We start from the raw sequence: 19228 nt of genomic DNA on the forward strand, positions 1-19228 counted from the left end.
TTGATGCATCGCTATTTTTGGTATGCCAAATGGGACTTCAGCTGTATCCCTGTATCGATAAAAAAGCCCCTTACCTGAGGTGTTAACTCATGGCCCTACAAGAAAAGCTCATCGATTCTCTGGGTAGTTTCGCGACCAAGTTCAACAGCTATCGCTATATCATGGCGATCAAATCCTCGTTCATTACCCTGATGCCGGTGATTATCGTCGGCGCGTTTTCCGTTCTGATCTCCAACATGGTGCTGGACCCGAAAAACGGGCTTGCCAGCTTCCAGGCGTTGTCATTTCTCGCGGCGCTAAAACCGATCACCAGCGCGCTGAACTACGCCACGCTGAACTTTCTCAACATCGGCGCGGTGTTTTTAATCGGCATCGAGCTCGGGCGCATCAACGGCATTAAGACGCTGTTTCCCGGTCTGCTGGCGGTGATTTGCTTTATCTGCGTGACGCCGACCACCGTTGAAATGCTGGTGGATGGGCAAATGCACGTGGTGAAAGATGTGCTGCTGCGCCAGTTCTCGGATACCCGCAGCCTGTTCCTCGGCATGTTTATCGCCATTTTGTCGGTGGAGATTTACTGCTGGCTGGAGAGCCGCAAAGGGCTGAAGATCAAAATGCCGGACACCGTACCACCTAACGTCTCGGCTTCGTTCTCGGCGCTGATCCCGGCGATTATCACCACCACCGTGATTGCGACGTTTGGGTTTGTTTTCCAAAAAGTCACCGGCATGTACCTGTATGACGCCGTTTACCAGGTGGTGCAACAGCCGCTGGAGCGCGTGGTGCAAAGCCTGCCGGGGATTTTGCTGCTGATGTTTGTCGCGCAGCTATTTTGGGTCATCGGCATTCACGGCAACCAAATGATCAAGCCTATTCGCGAACCGCTGCTGCTCGGCGCGATCACCGTCAATATGAGCGCTTTTGAGCAGGGCAAAGAGGTGCCGAACATCATCACTATGCCGTTCTGGGATGTGTACATGAGCATCGGCGGCTCCGGGCTGACCATCGGTTTGCTGGTGGCGGTGATGATCGCCACCAAACGCAAAGAGATGAAAGAGATCGCCAAATTGTCGATTGGGCCGGGGATCTTCAATATCAACGAACCGGTGATTTTCGGTATGCCGATCATGCTTAACCCGATCCTCGCGATCCCGTTCATCATCACGCCGCTGGTCACCGGTTCGATTGGCTACTTCGCGACGGCCACCGGTTTTGCCGGGAAAGCGGTGGTGATGGTGCCGTGGACCACGCCGCCGTTGATCAACGCCTGGCTTTCCACCGCCGGTTCGATGGGCGCGGTCATTACGCAGCTTATCTGCATTATCACCGCCATCATTATCTACCTGCCGTTTGTGAAGATTGCGTCACGTCGCGCTGAGCAGGCGCAACTGCAAGCCGAAGCCACTAACAACGCCTGAGGGACGTAATGAGTACAAAAACACTCGCTATACCGCCGTCGTTTATTCTGGGGGCTGCCGCGTCGGCCTGGCAGACAGAAGGTTGGACAGACAAACGCGAGGGCCAGGATTCCTGGCCCGATCTCTGGTACAAAAACGATCGTCACGTCTGGCATGAAGGCTACGGCCCGGCGGTGGCGACTCACTTTTACCAGCGCTTTCGAGAAGATGTGCAGTTGATGAAGCAAGCGGGGCTGACCCACTATCGCACGTCGATCAACTGGTCGCGCTTTCTCACCGATTATGAAAACGGCGTCGTCGACGAGCGTTACGCCGCGTACTACGACGAACTTTTTGATGAGATGGCGCGCCACGACATTGAACCGATGATCTGCCTTGAACACTACGAACTGCCTGGTTATTTGCTGGAAACCTACGGCGGCTGGGCGTCGAAAAAAGTGGTCGAACTCTATCTGCTGTATGTCGAAAAGGTGTTCGAACGCTTTCACCAAAAAGTGACGCGCTGGTTCACTTTCAACGAACCGATTGTGGTGCAAACGCGCGTCTACCTTGATGCGCTGCGCTGGCCCTACGAGCAGAACACCCACACCTGGATGCAGTGGAACCATCATAAAAATCTCGCCACGGCGAAAGTGGTGAAGCTATTTCGCGAGAAAGGTTATGCCGGAACCGTGGGCTGTATTCTCAACCCGGAAGTGACTTATCCGCGTTCGCGCGCGCCGCATGATGTGCTGGCCGCCGAGCGTTATGACCTGTTCTATAACCGCGTGTTTCTTGATCCGATGGTCAAAGGCCACTATCCGCCGGAACTGTTTTCGTTACTGGAAAAACATGGCGTTAAGTGGGATTACAGCGACGAAGAGTTGGCCATTATTCGCGATAACACTGTCGATGAGTTGGGCATTAACCTTTACTACCCGCACCGCGTGAAAGCGCCGTCCCGCGCCTGGCACCCGGAAACGCCGTTTCACCCGGCGTATTATTACGAGCCGTTCGACTTGCTGGGCCGCAAGATGAACAAATCCCGCGGTTGGGAGATCCTGCCGGAGATCATCTACGATATGGCGATGCGCATTAAAAACGACTACGGCAATATTCCGTGGTTTGTCGCCGAAAGCGGAATGGGCATTGAAAACGAGGGGCAGTTTCGCAACGGCGAAGGCATTATCGAGGATGATTACCGTATCGACTTTATCGCTCAGCACCTTTACCAGACGCTGCGCGCCAGAGCCGACGGCGCAAACTGCCACGGTTATATGCTGTGGGCGTTTACCGATAATGTCTCGCCAATGAACGCCTTTAAAAACCGTTACGGGCTGGTAGAAATTGACCTGCAACACAATCGCGACCGTCGGGCGAAAAAATCGCTCTCCTGGTTTCGCAAACTGAGCGATGAGCGTCAGTTGACCCTCACCCTCGACGATGACGTAAAATAGCGCGCAAAGACTAAAAAAGTGCAGGTGATATTGTGGAGAAGGCCGTCGTCCCGCCGGAAAAAAAACAGTACCAGGAGATTGGCGAAGATTTACGCGAGCAGATAATCCAGGGGCATTACCCCGTGGGTTCACGTTTGCCGCCCGAGCGCAATATCGCCGAAAAATACGGTGTCAGCCGTACCATCGTTCGCGAAGCGTTACTGATGCTGGAACTGCAAGGCACGGTGGATATCCGCCAGGGTTCCGGCGTTTACGTGATGCGCATTCCTCAGGAGCATGAAAACGAAGAGGAGCGCTTTCTCAGCAGCGATGTTGGCCCGTTTGAAATTTTGCAGGCGCGCCAGTTGCTGGAAAGCAACATCGCCGCCTTCGCCGCTAAAATGGCGACCCGCGCGGATATCGATAATCTGCGGCGCATTCTGGAGCAGGAACAGCGTGCGATTGCCATGAATGACACTTCGCAGGACAACAGCAAAATGTTCCACCTTGTGCTGGCGGGCGCCTCGCAAAACCAGATGCTGCTGGCGACGGTGGAAAGCATTTGGCACCACATGGACAGCAGCCCGTTGTGGCAGCAATTTAATGTGCACATCGCCAGCCGCCCGTATCGTCTGAAATGGCTGGGTGATCGGCAAACCTTGCTGGCGGCGCTGCGCCGCCGCGATGTGATGGGGGCCTGGCAGGCGATGTGGCAACACCTGGAAAACGTAAAAAAGAGTCTGCTGGAGCTGTCGGACGAAGACGCGCCGGATTTTGACGGTTATCTGTTTGAATCGGTGCCGATTTTTCAGGGGAAATTGATGTGAAAATTGTTCCCTTATATGACGCGCCGCACTTCGCAGAACAGGTGATAGATTGGCTATGGCAGGCGTTTGGCGATTCCCTGCCGCGCGAGTTTTTCGCCAGCATTATCGAACACAGCCAGACGCCAGGGCAGTTGCCGCTGACCTTTGTGTTGGTGGATGATGAACAGTTGCTGGGAACCGTCGGTTTGTGGCGCTGCGATTTGATCAGCCGCCAGGATCTGTTCCCGTGGCTGGCAGCGCTGTATGTGAAAGAGAGTGCGCGCGGGCAGGGGCTCGCAGGGCAGTTACAAGACCATGTCAAAGTGCAGGCGAAAGCGATGGGCTTCGAGCAGTTGCACCTTTATTCCGCCTGCCGCGATTTTTACGAGCGCTTTGGTTGGCACTATATTGGCGACGCGCTCGATTACCCGAATACGACCGTGCATGTGTATCGCATCGCATTGTGATTTTTTGCCGGATGGCGCTGCGCTTAACTCTCCGGCGGCGCAATCACTGAATGGCGTCGCACCAACGTCGGGTTAAACAAATGGGTAATATCCGGTAACGGACGGTTTTCCGCCAACGCCAACGCTAACTCGGCCGCTTGCGTTGCCATGGTGACAATCGGGTAACGCACGGTGGTCAAGCGCGGGCGAACATAACGCGACACCAGCACATCATCGAAACCAATCAACGAAATCTCGCGCGGCACGTCAATGCCGTTATCGTTCAACACGCCCATCGCCCCGGCGGCCATTGAATCGTTATAACAGGCCACGGCGGTAAAATTGCGCCCGCGCCCGAGCAGTTCGGTCATCGCCTGCTCGCCGCCGCTCTCGTCCGGTTCGGCGAATGTCACCAGCCGGTCGTTACACGGCAAACCATTCTCTTTCAGCGCGTCGTAATAGCCCTGCAAACGATCGTCGGCATCGGAAATCGCGTGGTTCGAACAGAGGTAACCAATGCGTGTGTGACCTTGTTGAATAAGATGGCGTGTCGCCAGCCAGGCGCCGTAGCGGTCATCGAGCGCCACACAGCGCTGCTCAAAACCAGGCAGAATGCGGTTAATGAGCACCATGCCCGGCATTTGCTGCATCAACGAGGTGAGATCCTCATCAGGAATGATTTTGGCGTGCACCACCAGGGCTGCGCAGCGGTGGCGCATCAGTTGCTCAATGGCTTTGCGCTCTTTTTCTTCGTTATGGTAGCCATTGCCGATCAACAGGAAATTGCCTGTGGCGGAAGCCACTTGTTCAACGGCTTTCACCATTGCGCCAAAAAACGGATCAGAAACATCGCCCACCACCAGACCCACTGTTTCAGTGGACTGTTGCGCCAGCGCGCGGGCATTTGCGTTCGGGTGGTAATTCAGCGAATCCATCGCGCTTTGTACCGCCTGGCGTGAACTCACACTGGCTTTCGGCGAGTTGTTGATCACGCGGGAAACCGTCGCGACAGAAACCCCTGCCAGCCGTGCTACATCTTTAATCGTCGCCATTTTACACCTTCATGGGTAAGCGTTTACACGCTGCCTAGTGTTACGGAAAAGGGATGTCTTATCAAGGAAGTCACCGGACGGGTATGCGCAAACGTGAACTGACGCGAAGGATAATTGTGAAAACGTTACACGCGGAATTTTGCAAATTAATACAGCCAGAACCTTTAGTTACACTTTGCGAAGGGCTGTTTCGATTGTCCGCTGGTGGAGGGGGAGGCTCTCGTGACAGAGTGATTATCCCAGAGGTATTGATAGGTGAGCGCAACTCGTAGAGTTGCATACTCGAATTACACCAACCTGCGCAGATGCGCAGGTTTTTTTTTGCCAGCGTTTCTCCCTCCGCAGTTCTCATGTAATCTGCCACACTTTGAAGATAACTTGCTTAATTGACTGGCAAAAGGAGTTGAAATGCTACTGAGCTTTTTCCGCGGTCTGTTTCGTGTGTTATTCCGCATTCAGCTGACCGGAAATACACAGGCGTTGCACGGCGAACGCGTGCTCATTACCCCTAACCATGTCTCCTTTATTGATGGCATTTTACTGGCGCTCTTTCTCCCCGTGCGTCCGGTCTTTGCGGTCTACACCTCGATCAGTAGCACCTGGTACATGCGCTGGGTCAGCAAAATTATCGACTTCGTGCCGCTCGATCCCACAAAACCGATGTCAATCAAACATCTGGTACGTTTGATTGAGCAAGGTCGCCCGGTGGTTATTTTCCCGGAAGGGCGTATTTCCGTTTCCGGCTCGCTCATGAAGATTTACGACGGTGCCGGTTTTGTGGCGGCGAAATCCGGCGCGACCGTGGTTCCCCTGCGGATTGATGGCGCCGAGCTTACTTATTTCAGCCGCCTGAAAGGGCTGGTCAAACAGCGCCTGTTCCCGCGAATCACGCTGCATATTCTGCCGCCAACCCAATTGCCAATGCCGGACGCGCCGCGCGCCCGCGACCGCCGCAAGCTGGCCGGCGAAATGCTCCACCAAATCATGATGGAAGCGCGCATGGCGGTGCGCCCGCGTGAAACCCTGTTCGAAGCGCTGCTCTCGGCGCAGCATCGTTTTGGCGCCAATAAACCCTGTGTTGAAGATATTAATTTCACGCCGGACAGCTACCGCAAGTTGCTGACCAAGACGCTGTTTGTCGCGCGCATTCTTGATAAATACAGCGCGCAGGGCGAGAAAATCGGCCTGATGCTGCCGAACGCCGGTATCAGCGCAGCCGTGATTTTCGGTGCGATTGCCCGCGGACGCATTCCGGCGATGATGAACTACACCGCCGGGGTGAAAGGCCTTAGTAGCGCGATCACCGCCGCGCAAATCAAGACCATCTTTACGTCGCGCACCTTTATGGACAAAGGCAAGCTGTGGCATCTGCCGGAACAGTTGACGCAGGTGCGTTGGGTTTATCTGGAAGATTTGAAAGGCGATGTCACCTGGGAAGATAAAGCCTGGATTTTCCGCCATTTGCTGACGCCGCTGAAAGCGCAGGTGGCGCAAAAGCCGGAAGACCCGGCGCTGATCCTCTTTACCTCTGGTTCGGAAGGCAACCCAAAAGGCGTGGTGCACAGCCATAAAAGCCTGCTGGCCAACGTCGAGCAGATTAAAACTATTGCCGACTTTACCGCCAACGACCGCTTTATGTCGGCGCTACCGCTGTTTCACTCCTTCGGGTTAACCGTTGGGTTGCTCACGCCGCTGCTGACCGGCGCGCAAGTGTTTCTCTATCCCAGCCCGCTGCATTACCGCGTGGTGCCGGAACTGGTCTATGACCGTAACTGCACTGTGCTGTTTGGCACCTCGACCTTCCTCAGTAATTACGCGCGCTTCGCCAACCCGTATGACTTTTACCGCCTGCGCTATGTGGTCGCCGGTGCGGAGAAATTGCAAGAGAGCACTCGCCAGTTGTGGCAGGACAAATTTGGTCTACGTATTCTGGAAGGCTACGGCGTAACTGAGTGTGCGCCAGTGGTTTCCATCAATGTGCCAATGGCGGCAAAACCCGGTACGGTCGGGCGCATCTTACCGGGCATGGACGCGCGTTTACTGGCGGTGCCGGGAATTGAAGAGGGCGGGCGCCTGCAACTGAAAGGGCCAAACGTAATGACCGGCTACTTGCGGGTGGAAAACCCCGGTGTGCTGGAAACGCCGGTCGCGGAAAAGGTCAACGGTGAAATGGAGCCTGGCTGGTATGACACCGGCGATATCGTGCTGTTTGACGAGCAGGGGTTTGTGCAGATTCAGGGGCGTGCGAAGCGTTTCGCCAAAATCGCCGGCGAAATGATTTCCCTTGAAATGGTCGAACAACTGGCAATGTCGGTGTCGCCTGAAAAACTGCATGCCACAGTAGTGAAACACGATGCCAGTAAAGGTGAAGCATTGGTGATGTTTACTACCGACGATGCGCTAACGCGCGAAAAGTTACAGCAGAAAGCGCGTGAGCAGGGCATCCCGGAATTGGCGGTGCCTCGCGATATCCGTTTCCTGAAACAACTGCCTGTATTAGGCAGTGGCAAGCCGGATTTTGTGACGCTGAAAACGAGGGTTGATGAGGCGGAAAACCAACATGCATGAGTCAGTAAGCACTAACTCCTCGCTATGGTCGCGTGGAATGATGGCGGTGATTGCCGCCCAGTTCCTCTCGGCATTTGGCGATAACGCATTGCTATTTGCCACACTGGCGCTGCTGAAAGCGGAGTTTTATCCCGACTGGAGCCAGCCGGTTTTGCAGATGGTGTTTGTGGGCGCTTACATTCTTTTCGCGCCGTTTGTCGGTCAGGTCGCCGACAGCTTTGCTAAAGGGCGCGTGATGATGGTCGCCAACGGCCTGAAATTGGTCGGCGCGGCGAGCATTTGTGTGGGCGTGAACCCGTTTGTCGGCTACTTGCTGGTAGGGATTGGCGCGGCGGCGTATTCCCCGGCGAAATACGGCATTCTCGGTGAAATCACCACCGGCGATAAACTGGTGAAAGCCAATGGATTGATGGAATCTTCAACCATTGCCGCGATCCTGATTGGTTCAGTGGCTGGCGGTGTGCTGGCGGACTGGCATGTGCTGGCGGCGTTAATAGTTTGCGCGCTGGTGTATGCCGGCGCGGTGGTCGCCAACCTGATGATCCCCAAACTGCCCGCCGCGCGGCCGGGGAAATCCTGGCGTTTCACGCCGATGACCTACAGTTTCTTCCATGCCTGTAAAAGCCTGTGGCGCAACAGCGAAACCCGTTTTTCACTGGTCGGCACCAGCCTGTTTTGGGGCGCGGGTGTCACGCTGCGTTTCCTGCTGGTGCTGTGGGTGCCGGTGGCGTTGGGCATTACCGATAACGCGACGCCGACCTATCTGAACGCGATGGTCGCTGTCGGGATTGTCGCCGGTGCCGGGCTGGCGGCGAAACTGGTGACGCTGCAAACCGTTGCGCGCTGTATGCCTGCCGGGATTTTGATCGGTGTAGCGGTAGTGCTGTTTTCGTTACAACAGGCGTTGCTGCCTGCCTACGCGGTATTGCTGTTAATTGGCGTGCTTGGCGGCTTTTTCGTGGTACCGCTGAACGCGTTATTACAGGCGATCGGCAAAGATTCTGTCGGCGCGGGCAATGCCATTGCGGTGCAAAACCTCGGCGAAAACGCCGCGATGTTGCTGATGCTAGGGCTTTATTCCCTGGCGGTGAAAGTCGGTGTGCCGGTGATCGGCACGGGTGTGGGCTTTGGTGTGCTGTTTGCGCTGGCGATTGCGGCGCTGTGGATCTGGCAGCGCCGCCGCTGAACATCACGGAGCGGGGTAGGTGTAAACCTGATGCACCGCTTCGATTTCCGCCAGCACTTCGTTGCTCAGTTGCAGATGGAAACTTTCGACATTGGTTTTCAGTTGCTCCATCGTCGTCGCGCCCAGCAGGGTGCTGGCGACGAAGGGTTGACGGCGTACAAAGGCGAGCGCCATTTGTGCCGGATCCAGATTGTGCCGTTTGGCGATATCCACATACGCCGCCACCGCTTTTTGCGCTTGCTCGCCGCTGTAACGCGTAAAACGGCTGAACAACGTGTTGCGTGCGCCCGCAGGCTTCGCGCCGTTGAGATACTTGCCGGTCAGTGTGCCAAACGCCAGACACGAATAGGCCAGAAGCTCGACGCCTTCATACTGGCTCACCTCCGCCAAACCCACTTCGAAACTGCGGTTAAGCAGGCTATACGGGTTCTGAATCGTCACAATGCGCGGCAACTCATGTTTTTCTGCCAGTTGCAGATAGCGCATCACGCCAAACGCGGTCTCGTTTGAGACGCCGATATAGCGAATTTTCCCGGCGCGCTGGCATTCGGTGAGTGCTTCCAGCGTCTCCAGCAATGTCACCACCGGCGCGCTATCAACCCAGCTGTAACCCAGCTTGCCGAAGCAGTTAGTCGGGCGTTGCGGCCAGTGCACTTGGTAGAGATCGAGATAATCCGTTTGCAGGCGTTTTAAGCTTTCGTCCAGCGCGGTGCGGATATTTTTGCGATCCAGCGCCTGGTTCGGGCGAATGCCGCTGTCGTTATTGCGGCTCGGGCCGCTCACTTTGGAGGCGATAACCAGCTTTTCACGGTTAGCGCGTTTTGCCAGCCAGTTGCCGACATAGGTTTCTGTCAATCCCTGCGTTTCCGGGCGTGGCGGAACAGGGTACATTTCTGCGACATCAATCAGGTTGATTCCCTGGCTGACCGCGTAATCGAGCTGTGCATGTGCGTCGGCTTCGCTGTTTTGTTCACCAAACGTCATTGTGCCCAGCCCCAGGGTGCTTATTTCAAGCGAACTGTGGGGGATACGGTGATACTGCATAGCCGGTTTCCTTAAACATACAACGTCAGACGTCCTGACAAAGGAATATAAACATGGCAGAGGGTAGGCAAAAGGGGAAGGAAAAAATGGGATTAAAGGCCAGCAGGTGACTGACCTTTATGGATAATTCTTAGCGTTCGATAATCTGGGAGACGTCATCGCGGTTAATCTGCATTTTGTTGCCTTGCTGATCGTGGTAGCTGACCAACCCGGTATCATCGTCGATTTCCGGCTTGCCATCAGTGAGGATCATTCTGCCGTCTTTTGTTGCCATCACATAATCACTGCTGCATCCGCTAATTGCGCAAGCTAACCCAACTGCGGAAATAATCACTGCCCATTTCTTCATCGTTCTGAACCCTCGTGGCTTTTCGTCTCACACAAGTTTAGTAATAACCTGCTGTTTAGCGATGGAAAACCGGGAATATCCGAAAAAAATTATCTTAGGGCAGATAAAGTATAAAACGCTTCCTCAGACGAGGAAGCGCACTATTTACAGAGGATTCTTCTTATTACGCATCAGGTTCAGGGACTCTACAGCGATGGAGAAGAACATCGCGAAGTAGATATAGCCTTTCGGCACATGAATGGAGACGCTTTCCAGAATCAGCGTGAAGCCGACGAGAATCAAAAACGACAGCGCCAGCATCTTAACAGAAGGGTGACGATCAACAAATTCGCCAATCGGGCGCGCTGCGAACATCATCACACCAACGGCTATCACGACCGCCGCCATCATAATGAACAGGTGATCGGACAGACCCACGGCGGTGATCACCGAATCGAGGCTGAAAATAATATCCAGCAGCATGATCTGTACTATCGCACCCAGGAAGGAGTGAACATTGGTTTTCAGCCCTTCTTCTTCGCCTTCGATCGATTCATGGATCTCTTTGCTCGCCTTCCAGATCAAGAACAGGCCACCTAAGAAAAGAATCATATCGCGGGCAGACACGCTGTGGTCAAACACGCTAAACAGTGGGTGCGTTAGCCTTGTGACCCAGGCGATAGACGCCAACAGCAGCAAACGCATAATCATTGCCCCTGCCAGCCCAAGCCGACGGGCGTGGTTACGTTGAGCGGTGGGGAGTTTCGCAACAACCAGAGAGAGGAAAATAATGTTGTCGATCCCAAGAACGATCTCCAGCAGCGTCAATGTACCGAGCGCGAGCCAGGCGTTGGGATCGGTTATCCATGCAAATAACATCTATAAAGTCCTGCCAAAAAAAGAAGCGCTAATTATAAGCACCGATGAAGCTCAGGCAAAAATTTAATAAGACGACAAAAAGAAATGGCGAGCCAGCAGGGCGCTGGTGAAATTCTTTTTCAGGTAAAAACCGCGCGGCAGAGTCAGGATTGGTTCGCCATGTTCGCCGATGGCCTCGGTCAGCGCTTTACTGTTCGCCGCCTTCGGGCGCAGTTGCAGCACTTCGCCGTGGCGCGCGGTAATGCGGGTCACCTGGCCCAGCACGATCAAGTCCATCAACTCTTCCCAATCCAGACGCAACTGCTGCTCTTCTTCTTCATTTGGGCTCCAGAGCAGCGGCGATCCGACACGGCGCTCGGCGACGGGAATGTCGCGTGAACCTTCAATGGGAACCCATAAGACGCGCTTCAGTTTATGGCGCACGTGGCTGGTTTCCCACACCACGCCGGTGTTACCGGTCAATGGCGCGACGCAAACAAAGGTGGTTTCCAGCGGGCGGCCCAGGTTATCCACCGGGATGGTTTTCAACTCGACGCCCAACGCGGCGAAATCCTGCTCAGGTTTGCTACCCGCGCTGGCGCCCAACCACAGCTCCAGCAAGACGCCCGTCCAGCCTTTATCCCGTTTCAAATCACGCGGGACGGGCATGCCCGCAAGCGCCGCCAGTTCGCCAAGCGTATAGCCTGCCAGACGCTTGGCCTGGGCCAGCAATTGGGCTTCTGTTTCGGGTGGAGACGTGAAAGGAGACAACGCGAGCATGCTAAAAACCTTTTGGTTAAAAAACGAACGGTAGTTTTCCACTGCCTTCGGGGAGTTTACCTTTTTCTGCGAACAATGAGCAATTTGATGATTTGTAAGGTAATTTATTTTATTGCGCACATTGTTGCGCAACAGCGTGGCGGGTTTTCCAAATCTGGTCACTGACAATAAACAGGATCTTACACCCTGTTATCCACAGAAAAGTGGGATAACTGGCAAAAGGGGGTACTACTGTTTCGATCTACAGCCTTGACGTGCGAGGAAAATCGAATTTTTGCACAAAAGGTGCCTAACTTATTGGCATAAACTGTGGATAAAATCGGCTCTGTTCGATCTTTCATCAATGCCAGGATCCTTAAAGTGATGATCGTCACATTGTGAGATGTAATAAGGGTAAATAATGGCTTAACTCGATGAATTATTGAGGATAGTTTTTTATGTCTTAAATTGAGTTATTCGGACTACTCTGGGTTTTCCCTGGGTAATTCCATACTTCTTCACAACTCTATCCACAGAAAAGGTGAATAAAACCGATCGACGGATGGCGTTGCTGTTTATAACTCTCACAATAACTGTGAGTTATTCAATTGTTATCCGTTCGCATCCCTGTCATAGAGTGGTTTACCGTTTTCCGGGAGTGTGAAACAATCGCTTCATTCAGGTTTATTTTGAGGTAGTCCGGTGATTGATGACGATGGCTACCGCCCAAATGTGGGAATCGTAATCTGTAATCGACAGGGTCAGGTCATGTGGGCCAAACGCTTTGGACAACACTCATGGCAGTTCCCCCAGGGGGGAATCAACCCTGGTGAGTCCCCGGAGCAGGCCATGTACCGGGAACTGTTCGAGGAAGTGGGCTTAAGTCGTAAAGATGTTCGTATCCTTGCTTCTACCCGTAACTGGTTGCGTTACAAGTTACCGAAACGTTTGGTGCGTTGGGACACAAAGCCGGTTTGTATCGGCCAGAAACAAAAATGGTTTCTTTTGCAGTTGGTCAGTAACGATAGTGATATCAACATGCAAACCAGCAGTACACCCGAGTTCGATGGCTGGCGTTGGGTGAGCTACTGGTACCCTGTTCGCCAGGTTGTGTCGTTTAAACGCGATGTCTACCGGCGGGTGATGAAAGAGTTTGCAGCCGCAGTCTTGTTGCTTCAGGAAACGCCTCCTAAGCCGCAAAACGCGCCTGCCTGGCGACGTAAACGAGGTTAAGCCACCCACATTATGCTCACCCGACTGCGAGAAATAGTTGAGAAAGTCGCCAGCGCGCCACGTCTTAACGAAGCGCTGGAGATACTGGTTACCGACGTTTGTCTGGCGATGGAAACCGAAGTGTGTTCGGTGTATCTCGCAGATCACGACCGGCGTTGTTTTTATCTGATGGCGACTCGCGGTTTGAAGAAGCCGCGTGGTCGCACCGTTACGCTCGCATTCGATCAGGGGATCGTCGGTCTGGTAGGCAGGCTGGCGGAACCCATCAACCTTGCCGATGCGCAAAAGCACCCCAGTTTTAAATACATTCCCTCAGTAAAAGAGGAGCGTTTTCGTGCGTTTCTCGGTGTGCCGATTATTCAGCGCCGCCAGTTACTCGGTGTGTTGGTGGTGCAGCAGCGTGAACTTCGCCAGTACGATGAGAGCGAAGAGTCTTTTCTGGTTACCCTCGCCACGCAGATGGCGGCGATCCTCTCGCAATCTCAGTTAAACGCCCTGTTTGGCCAGTATCGGCAAACCCGCATTCGCGCATTACCTGCTTCCCCTGGCGTGGCTATCGCCGAAGGCTGGATGGATGAAACGCTGCCGTTGATGGAGCAGGTTTATCCGGCATCCACGCTGGATACTTCCCTTGAGCGCGAGCGGCTGACCTTCGCGCTGGAAGAGGCGGCCAACGAGTTTCGCCGCTACAGCAAGCGCTTCTCCGCCGGGGCGCAAAAAGAGACAGCGGCGATTTTTGACCTTTATTCGCATCTGCTGTCCGATGCCCGCCTGCGGCGTGAACTGTTTGAAGAGGTGGATCGGGGCGTAGTCGCCGAATGGGCGGTGAAAACCGTTATCGAAAGTTTTGCCGAACAGTTTGCCGCCCTTAGCGATGGCTACCTGAAAGAACGCGCTGGTGATCTACGCACCCTTGGTCAGCGTCTGTTGTTCCATCTTGATGACAATATTCAAGGGCCGAATACCTGGCCTGAGCGCTTTGTGCTGGTTGCCGATGAGCTGTCGGCGACTACGCTCGCAGAACTGCCGCACGACCGGTTAGCCGGGGTGGTGGTGCGTGACGGTGCCGCCAACTCGCATGCTGCCATTATGGTGCGCGCGCTGGGCATCCCGACGGTGATGGGAGCGGATATCCAACCGTCGGTGCTACATCGCCGAACACTGGTCGTTGATGGTTATCGCGGTGAACTGCTGGTGGATCCTGAACCGGTTCTGTTGCAGGAATACCAGCGTCTCATCACTGAAGAAAATGAATTAAGCCGTCTTGCCGAAGATGACGTTAACCTGGAAGCCCGGTTAAGCAGCGGCGAACGGGTGAAAGTGATGCTCAACGCGGGTTTAAGCCCTGAGCACGAAGAGAAACTTGGCAAGCGTATCGACGGTATTGGGCTGTATCGCACCGAAATTCCTTTTATGTTGCAAAGCGGTTTTCCCTCCGAAGAGGAGCAGGTGGCGCAGTATCAGGGCATGTTGCAGATGTTCAACGAAAAGCCGGTGACCCTGCGTACGCTGGATATCGGCGCCGACAAACAACTGCCGTATATGCCGATTAGCGAAGAGAACCCGTGTCTTGGCTGGCGCGGCATTCGTATTACGCTCGACCAGCCGGAAATCTTTCTGGTGCAGGTGCGCGCGATGCTGCGTGCCAACGCCGCTACCGGTAATCTCAGCATTTTACTGCCGATGATCACCAGTATTGATGAGGTGGATGAAGCGCGCAGATTGATTGAGCGTGCCGGGCGCGAAGTGGAAGAGATGATCGGTTATGCCATTCCGAAACCGCGTATCGGTGTGATGTTAGAAGTGCCGTCAATGGTGTTTATGCTTTCGCATCTGGTGAACCGGGTCGATTTTATCTCCATCGGTACCAACGATCTGACGCAGTACATTCTGGCGGTGGATCGTAACAATACCCGCGTGGCGACCATGTATGACAGCCTGCACCCGGCGGTGCTGCGCGCGCTGGCGATGGTTTCCAGCGAAGCCGAACGTTTGGGCATTGATCTTTGTTTGTGCGGTGAGATGGCTGGCGACCCGATGTGTGTTGCTGTACTGATTGGTCTGGGTTATCGCCACTTGTCGATGAACGGACGTTCCGTGGCGCGCATCAAATATTTGCTGCGCCGTATTGATTGCGAAGAAGCGCAAACGCTGGCGCGCCGAGCATTGGATGCGCAACTGGCAACCGAAGTACGTCATCAGATCGCCGCATTTATGGAACGACGCGGCCTTGGCGGCCTGATTCGCGGCGGGATTTAAAAAACGTTTTCCGTTGTTCGTTGTCTGCCTGACCCGTTTGGTCTTTATAGGCCGGATAAGCGCAGCGCCATCCGGCGAACAAGGCTCCGACGAGCAATTCAATATCTGACTTGCTTTATACATAACTTTTACAACATAGCGGCAACCCGCCCCCAGAGCCTTATGCTATGATTCGCAGCTTTGGAGCGGCCGCCAAATGTGGTCGCATACGTAAACCGCTGTCCACTTTCGGCGGAATAACAACAAGTTGTGGTGACAGATGAACAGTGGCTATCTGCATTTTCCGGACTTCGATCCGGTGATTTTTTCCGTTGGGCCAGTTTCCCTCCACTGGTACGGTTTGATGTATCTGGTGGGATTCGTTTTTGCCATGTGGCTGGCTACCCGCCGCGCTAACCGCCCAAACAGTGGCTGGACGAAAAATGAAGTTGAAAATCTCCTCTACGCTGGCTTTCTCGGTGTCTTTCTTGGTGGCCGTCTCGGCTACGTGCTGTTCTACAATTTTCCGCTGTTTCTCGCCGATCCGCTTTATCTGTTCCGCGTGTGGGACGGCGGCATGTCCTTCCACGGCGGTTTGATTGGTGTCATTGTGGTGATGATTATCTTCGCCAAACGCACTAAACGCACATTTTTCCAGGTCTCTGATTTTATCGCTCCCCTGATCCCGTTTGGTCTTGGCGCAGGTCGCCTGGGCAACTTTATTAACGGTGAACTGTGGGGCCGTGTCGATCCGTCTTTCCCGTACACCATGCTGTTCCCCGGCTCGCGTGCTGAAGATGCCGCGCTGCTGCCAGCACACCCGGAATGGCAGTCTATCTTTGATACTTACGGCGTGCTGCCGCGTCACATGTCTCAGTTGTATGAGCTGGCGCTGGAAGGCGTTGTACTGTTTATCATCCTTAACCTGTTTATCCGTAAACCTCGCCCGACTGGCGCGGTCTCGGGCCTGTTCCTGATTGGCTACGGCGCGTTCCGTATCATTGTCGAGTTCTTCCGCCAGCCCGATGCACAGTTCACCGGCGAGTGGGTGCAATACATCAGCATGGGGCAGATCCTGTCCATTCCGATGATTGTCGCGGGCATCATTATGATGATTTGGGCGTACCGCCATCGTTCGCCGCAACACGTTTCCTGAGGAACCATGAAACAGTATTTAGATTTGATGCAAAAGGTGCTGACCGAAGGCACCCCGAAAAACGACCGCACCGGGACAGGCACGCTGTCTATTTTTGGCCATCAGATGCGTTTTAATCTGCAGGACGGCTTCCCGCTGGTGACCACCAAGCGTTGCCATTTGCGTTCAATTATTCATGAGCTGCTGTGGTTCCTGCAGGGCGATACCAACATTGCGTATCTGCGCGAAAACAAAGTCACCATCTGGGACGAGTGGGCCGATGAGCAGGGCGATCTTGGCCCGGTTTACGGCAAACAATGGCGCGCATGGCCAACGCCTGATGGCCGCCACATCGACCAGATTTCGACGGTTATCGAGCAGTTGAAAAACGACCCCGACTCCCGCCGTATTATTGTCTCGGCTTGGAACGTCGGTGAGTTGGACAAAATGGCGTTAGCGCCGTGCCACGCGTTCTTCCAGTTCTATGTGGCGGACGGGAAACTCTCCTGCCAGCTCTATCAGCGCTCCTGCGATGTCTTCCTCGGCCTGCCGTTCAACATCGCCAGTTACGCGCTGTTAGTGCATATGATGGCACAGCAGTGCAACCTGGAACCGGGCGACTTTGTCTGGACCGGCGGCGACACGCACCTTTACAGCAATCACCTGGAACAGACCCATTTGCAACTGAGTCGTGAGCCGCGCGCATTGCCGAAACTGGTGATCAAACGCAAGCCCGCCTCGCTGTTTGATTACCGTTTCGAAGACTTCGACATCGAAGGCTACGATCCCCATCCTGCAATCAAAGCACCGGTCGCTATCTGACCTTGCTCAACATGCCACAACCGGTGCGTTAACGTGCCGGTTTTTTTTGTCTGAAATTCCCTTCTTCGAGTTGGCTTCCAGCCAAAATGCAAGCCGCTGCAACACCGCCAATTTCTCGCGTAACGCCTCGATAATCCTCCTTTTGCGCCTCGACGGCATTCTTCAGCGGCGACAGACTGCCGACATGAAAAAAGAAGATGGCTTTACCCTGATTGAAACCCTCGTTGCGGTGGCGCTGGTTGTTATCCTAAGCGGAGTGGGCATTTCCGGCTGGCAAACCTGGCAGGCGCAGCAGCGCTTGTGGCAAACCGCGTTGCAGGTGCGTCATTTTCTGGAGCGGCTGCGTGATGAGGCCAACTGGAGCAACCGTTCAGTGGTGGTCTACAGCGCGCGTGCAGGCGAACAATGGTGTTTGCTCACCACGCCATCGCAAACCTGCGCGGCGGAGCAGCGCCTTATACTGCGCCCGGCGTGGCCGGAAGTTTCGCTGGTGGACGCTACGCCGTCGCTCGGTTTCTATGGTTTGCGCAACACCGCCTGGCCCGGCCATATTCGCTTGCGCAGCAGTGCAGGGGAGTGGCGGGTAGTGATTTCGGCCTGGGGCAGGATCAGGATGTGTCAGCAAGCGGCGGATAATCTATGTTGAGCAACCAGAAAGGGTTTTCACTGCTTGAGACGTTGCTGGCGATGGCGATTGGCAGCGTGATACTCCTCGCCTCCGCCCGGTTTTTACCATCACTGCAACTGGCGGTGACGCAGCATACACGCATGCAGACGATCGAGGACGATCTCTGGCAGCGGCTATGGGCGGTGGCGAAACATCTGCAACGTTCCGGCTACTGTAATGGCAGTTGTAGCGGGCAACCGCTGTTTATCAGCAATACAGGGGAGTGTGTGATTGTACAGTGGGATGCCAACAACAACGGTCGCTGGGAAGCCCCAGCCAGCAGTGAAGCGGAACAGACCGGTTTTCGCCTGCAAAATGGTGCGCTGGAAATGCTACGCGGCGCAACCTCATGCACCGGGCGTGGCTGGGAAAAGGTCACCGACCCCGCGCAGATGCGCGTTGAGCGGTTCATTGTGACGAAGCGCCAAACACCCGGTTTCGCCCCGCAGCTTTCCGTCACGCTTGCAGCCAGTGCGCCGGGGTACGCCGGGCAGGTGGTAAGCGGCGAACTCAGCGTGACCGGGTACAACTTATGAACCGACAACGCGGAATGTCATCGCTGGCGCTGGTGCTCTTGTTACTGCTGTTGGGCAGCCTGATGTTGAATGGGCTAAATCAACAACTGACCAGCCATATCTGGCGTGTGAATCATGAAAACCAGGGCATACGCTATGCTGCGGAAATTCACGCGGCGATGGAGTGGGCGCGTCGCCAGCCATGGTTGCCGCAACCCGTGCAGCAGTGCCTGCAACCCGCAGGACAAAACGCGCGAAGTTGCCTGCGCATTTTTGCCGACGGCTCAGCGTTGTTGATTGTGGCGAATGCTGAGGCAACACTGTGGCGTTTGGCGCGTGTGGAGAACAACAAGGTTCGATTCCTGCCACATGGCTGGAGTGATTTTTGCCCGCTTCAGGAGGCTGCGTTATGTCAGTTGCCATAAATAAACAGCGCGGTTTCAGCCTGATGGAAGTCCTGCTGGCGATGATGCTCATGGTGATGGTGGTCACCGCGCTTGGCGGTTATCATCGCGCACTGGCGTCCGGGTTTTCCTCCGCCAGCCAGTGGCGACAACTATGGCGTTACGCCTGGCAGCAGGCGCAACCGGACGCACCGTCTTTACCGTCGGGCTGGCAGGTTTTACGGGGGCAGACAACGTTAGCGGGATGTGTCAGCATCAACGTCACCGTTATCTCGCCAGTGGGCAGGCAGGGGAAAATGACGCGATTATTTTGCCCAAACAGTCAGTAGTCAGG

Annotated in this window: 19 protein-coding genes; 14 read left to right on the forward strand and 5 right to left on the reverse strand. The window is 54.7% G+C overall.

Features of this window, described 5'->3' with window-relative positions:
• Positions 1-89: 89 nt before the first annotated feature.
• From AAEY27_RS04580 to AAEY27_RS04595, 4 genes are read left to right on the forward strand one after another with little or no spacing between them, the layout of a single operon-like run.
• Positions 90-1418 (forward strand): PTS sugar transporter subunit IIC, encoded by a 1329-nt coding sequence (locus AAEY27_RS04580; protein WP_342323732.1) that lies wholly within the window; start codon positions 90-92, stop codon positions 1416-1418.
• An 8-nt stretch (positions 1419-1426) separates the two neighbouring features.
• Complete coding sequence (locus AAEY27_RS04585) at positions 1427-2854, forward strand: glycoside hydrolase family 1 protein (RefSeq protein WP_342323733.1); 1428 nt, start codon at positions 1427-1429, stop codon at positions 2852-2854.
• Between the two features lie 32 nt (positions 2855-2886).
• A complete protein-coding gene (locus AAEY27_RS04590; protein WP_342323734.1) occupies positions 2887-3660 on the forward strand; it encodes a GntR family transcriptional regulator in 774 nt (257 codons plus the stop codon).
• Positions 3657-4106 carry a GNAT family N-acetyltransferase gene (locus tag AAEY27_RS04595; RefSeq protein ID WP_342323735.1) on the forward strand — a complete coding sequence of 150 codons (450 nt, stop codon included), beginning with the start codon at positions 3657-3659 and terminating at the stop codon, positions 4104-4106. Before AAEY27_RS04590 ends, AAEY27_RS04595 begins: the two co-directional genes overlap by 4 nt.
• A gap of 23 nt (positions 4107-4129) precedes the next feature.
• Here the strand turns inward: AAEY27_RS04595 and galR are convergent, their stop codons facing one another.
• A complete protein-coding gene (gene galR, locus AAEY27_RS04600; protein WP_342323736.1) occupies positions 4130-5137 on the reverse strand; it encodes an HTH-type transcriptional regulator GalR in 1008 nt (335 codons plus the stop codon).
• A gap of 408 nt (positions 5138-5545) precedes the next feature.
• Here galR and aas point away from each other — a divergent pair, with 408 nt between their 5' ends.
• Entirely contained in the window at positions 5546-7705 is a 2160-nt protein-coding gene (aas, locus tag AAEY27_RS04605) for a bifunctional acyl-ACP--phospholipid O-acyltransferase/long-chain-fatty-acid--ACP ligase (protein WP_342323737.1), read from the forward strand.
• Positions 7698-8891, forward strand: a complete 1194-nt coding sequence (gene lplT, locus AAEY27_RS04610; protein WP_342323738.1) for a lysophospholipid transporter LplT — start codon at positions 7698-7700, stop codon at positions 8889-8891. The genes aas and lplT overlap by 8 nt, the downstream gene beginning before the upstream one ends.
• 3 nt (positions 8892-8894) lie before the next feature.
• On the opposite strand, the gene AAEY27_RS04615 is transcribed toward lplT, so the two are convergent.
• The 4 genes from AAEY27_RS04615 to mutH form a co-directional block, all read right to left on the reverse strand.
• A complete protein-coding gene (locus AAEY27_RS04615) occupies positions 8895-9935 on the reverse strand; it encodes an NADP(H)-dependent aldo-keto reductase (RefSeq protein ID WP_342323739.1) in 1041 nt (346 codons plus the stop codon).
• Positions 9936-10065: 130 nt separating this feature from the next.
• The gene (ygdR, locus tag AAEY27_RS04620; protein ID WP_342323740.1) at positions 10066-10284 is read right to left on the reverse strand and encodes a lipoprotein YgdR; all 219 of its coding nucleotides are present in this window, start codon (positions 10282-10284) and stop codon (positions 10066-10068) included.
• Between the two features lie 144 nt (positions 10285-10428).
• Positions 10429-11142, reverse strand: a complete 714-nt coding sequence (locus tag AAEY27_RS04625; RefSeq protein ID WP_342323741.1) for a TerC family protein — start codon at positions 11140-11142, stop codon at positions 10429-10431.
• Positions 11143-11205: 63 nt separating this feature from the next.
• Positions 11206-11901: a DNA mismatch repair endonuclease MutH gene (gene mutH / locus AAEY27_RS04630; RefSeq protein WP_342323742.1), complete on the reverse strand. Its 696-nt coding sequence runs from the start codon at positions 11899-11901 to the stop codon at positions 11206-11208.
• Positions 11902-12582: 681 nt separating this feature from the next.
• On the opposite strand from mutH, the gene rppH reads away from it, so the two are divergent.
• The 8 genes from rppH (at position 12583) to AAEY27_RS04670 (ending at position 19223) form a co-directional block, all read left to right on the forward strand.
• A complete protein-coding gene (gene rppH / locus AAEY27_RS04635; RefSeq protein WP_342323743.1) occupies positions 12583-13113 on the forward strand; it encodes an RNA pyrophosphohydrolase in 531 nt (176 codons plus the stop codon).
• Between the two features lie 12 nt (positions 13114-13125).
• Positions 13126-15372 carry a phosphoenolpyruvate--protein phosphotransferase gene (gene ptsP / locus AAEY27_RS04640; RefSeq protein WP_342323744.1) on the forward strand — a complete coding sequence of 749 codons (2247 nt, stop codon included), beginning with the start codon at positions 13126-13128 and terminating at the stop codon, positions 15370-15372.
• Between the two features lie 259 nt (positions 15373-15631).
• Positions 15632-16507 (forward strand): prolipoprotein diacylglyceryl transferase, encoded by an 876-nt coding sequence (lgt, locus tag AAEY27_RS04645; protein ID WP_342323745.1) that lies wholly within the window; start codon positions 15632-15634, stop codon positions 16505-16507.
• A 6-nt stretch (positions 16508-16513) separates the two neighbouring features.
• A complete protein-coding gene (gene thyA, locus AAEY27_RS04650; RefSeq protein WP_342323746.1) occupies positions 16514-17308 on the forward strand; it encodes a thymidylate synthase in 795 nt (264 codons plus the stop codon).
• Between the two features lie 184 nt (positions 17309-17492).
• Positions 17493-17954 (forward strand): prepilin peptidase-dependent protein, encoded by a 462-nt coding sequence (locus AAEY27_RS04655; protein WP_342325460.1) that lies wholly within the window; start codon positions 17493-17495, stop codon positions 17952-17954.
• A complete protein-coding gene (locus AAEY27_RS04660) occupies positions 17948-18511 on the forward strand; it encodes a prepilin peptidase-dependent protein (RefSeq protein WP_342323747.1) in 564 nt (187 codons plus the stop codon). The genes AAEY27_RS04655 and AAEY27_RS04660 overlap by 7 nt, the downstream gene beginning before the upstream one ends.
• Positions 18508-18915, forward strand: a complete 408-nt coding sequence (locus AAEY27_RS04665) for a DUF2509 family protein (protein ID WP_342323748.1) — start codon at positions 18508-18510, stop codon at positions 18913-18915. The genes AAEY27_RS04660 and AAEY27_RS04665 overlap by 4 nt, the downstream gene beginning before the upstream one ends.
• Entirely contained in the window at positions 18900-19223 is a 324-nt protein-coding gene (locus tag AAEY27_RS04670) for a prepilin-type N-terminal cleavage/methylation domain-containing protein (RefSeq protein ID WP_342323749.1), read from the forward strand. The genes AAEY27_RS04665 and AAEY27_RS04670 overlap by 16 nt, the downstream gene beginning before the upstream one ends.
• Positions 19224-19228 lie beyond the last annotated feature (5 nt).

The organism is Kosakonia sp. BYX6 (assembly GCF_038449125.1).
Taxonomy (GTDB): Bacteria; Pseudomonadota; Gammaproteobacteria; order Enterobacterales; family Enterobacteriaceae; genus Kosakonia; species Kosakonia calanthes.

What these genes read in the sequence shown, in the direction of transcription:
- AAEY27_RS04580 (WP_342323732.1), top strand. Translation starts at nt 90, where the DNA reads ATGGCCCTACAAGAAAAGCTCATCGATTCTCTGGGTAGTTTCGCGACC.
- AAEY27_RS04585 (WP_342323733.1), top strand. Translation starts at nt 1,427, where the DNA reads ATGAGTACAAAAACACTCGCTATACCGCCGTCGTTTATTCTGGGGGCT.
- galR (WP_342323736.1), bottom strand. Translation starts at nt 5,137, where the DNA reads ATGGCGACGATTAAAGATGTAGCACGGCTGGCAGGGGTTTCTGTCGCG.
- aas (WP_342323737.1), top strand. Translation starts at nt 5,546, where the DNA reads ATGCTACTGAGCTTTTTCCGCGGTCTGTTTCGTGTGTTATTCCGCATT.
- lplT (WP_342323738.1), top strand. Translation starts at nt 7,698, where the DNA reads ATGCATGAGTCAGTAAGCACTAACTCCTCGCTATGGTCGCGTGGAATG.
- AAEY27_RS04615 (WP_342323739.1), bottom strand. Translation starts at nt 9,935, where the DNA reads ATGCAGTATCACCGTATCCCCCACAGTTCGCTTGAAATAAGCACCCTG.
- ygdR (WP_342323740.1), bottom strand. Translation starts at nt 10,284, where the DNA reads ATGAAGAAATGGGCAGTGATTATTTCCGCAGTTGGGTTAGCTTGCGCA.
- AAEY27_RS04625 (WP_342323741.1), bottom strand. Translation starts at nt 11,142, where the DNA reads ATGTTATTTGCATGGATAACCGATCCCAACGCCTGGCTCGCGCTCGGT.
- mutH (WP_342323742.1), bottom strand. Translation starts at nt 11,901, where the DNA reads ATGCTCGCGTTGTCTCCTTTCACGTCTCCACCCGAAACAGAAGCCCAA.
- ptsP (WP_342323744.1), top strand. Translation starts at nt 13,126, where the DNA reads ATGCTCACCCGACTGCGAGAAATAGTTGAGAAAGTCGCCAGCGCGCCA.
- lgt (WP_342323745.1), top strand. Translation starts at nt 15,632, where the DNA reads ATGAACAGTGGCTATCTGCATTTTCCGGACTTCGATCCGGTGATTTTT.
- thyA (WP_342323746.1), top strand. Translation starts at nt 16,514, where the DNA reads ATGAAACAGTATTTAGATTTGATGCAAAAGGTGCTGACCGAAGGCACC.
- AAEY27_RS04655 (WP_342325460.1), top strand. Translation starts at nt 17,493, where the DNA reads ATGAAAAAAGAAGATGGCTTTACCCTGATTGAAACCCTCGTTGCGGTG.
- AAEY27_RS04660 (WP_342323747.1), top strand. Translation starts at nt 17,948, where the DNA reads ATGTTGAGCAACCAGAAAGGGTTTTCACTGCTTGAGACGTTGCTGGCG.
- AAEY27_RS04665 (WP_342323748.1), top strand. Translation starts at nt 18,508, where the DNA reads ATGAACCGACAACGCGGAATGTCATCGCTGGCGCTGGTGCTCTTGTTA.
- AAEY27_RS04670 (WP_342323749.1), top strand. Translation starts at nt 18,900, where the DNA reads ATGTCAGTTGCCATAAATAAACAGCGCGGTTTCAGCCTGATGGAAGTC.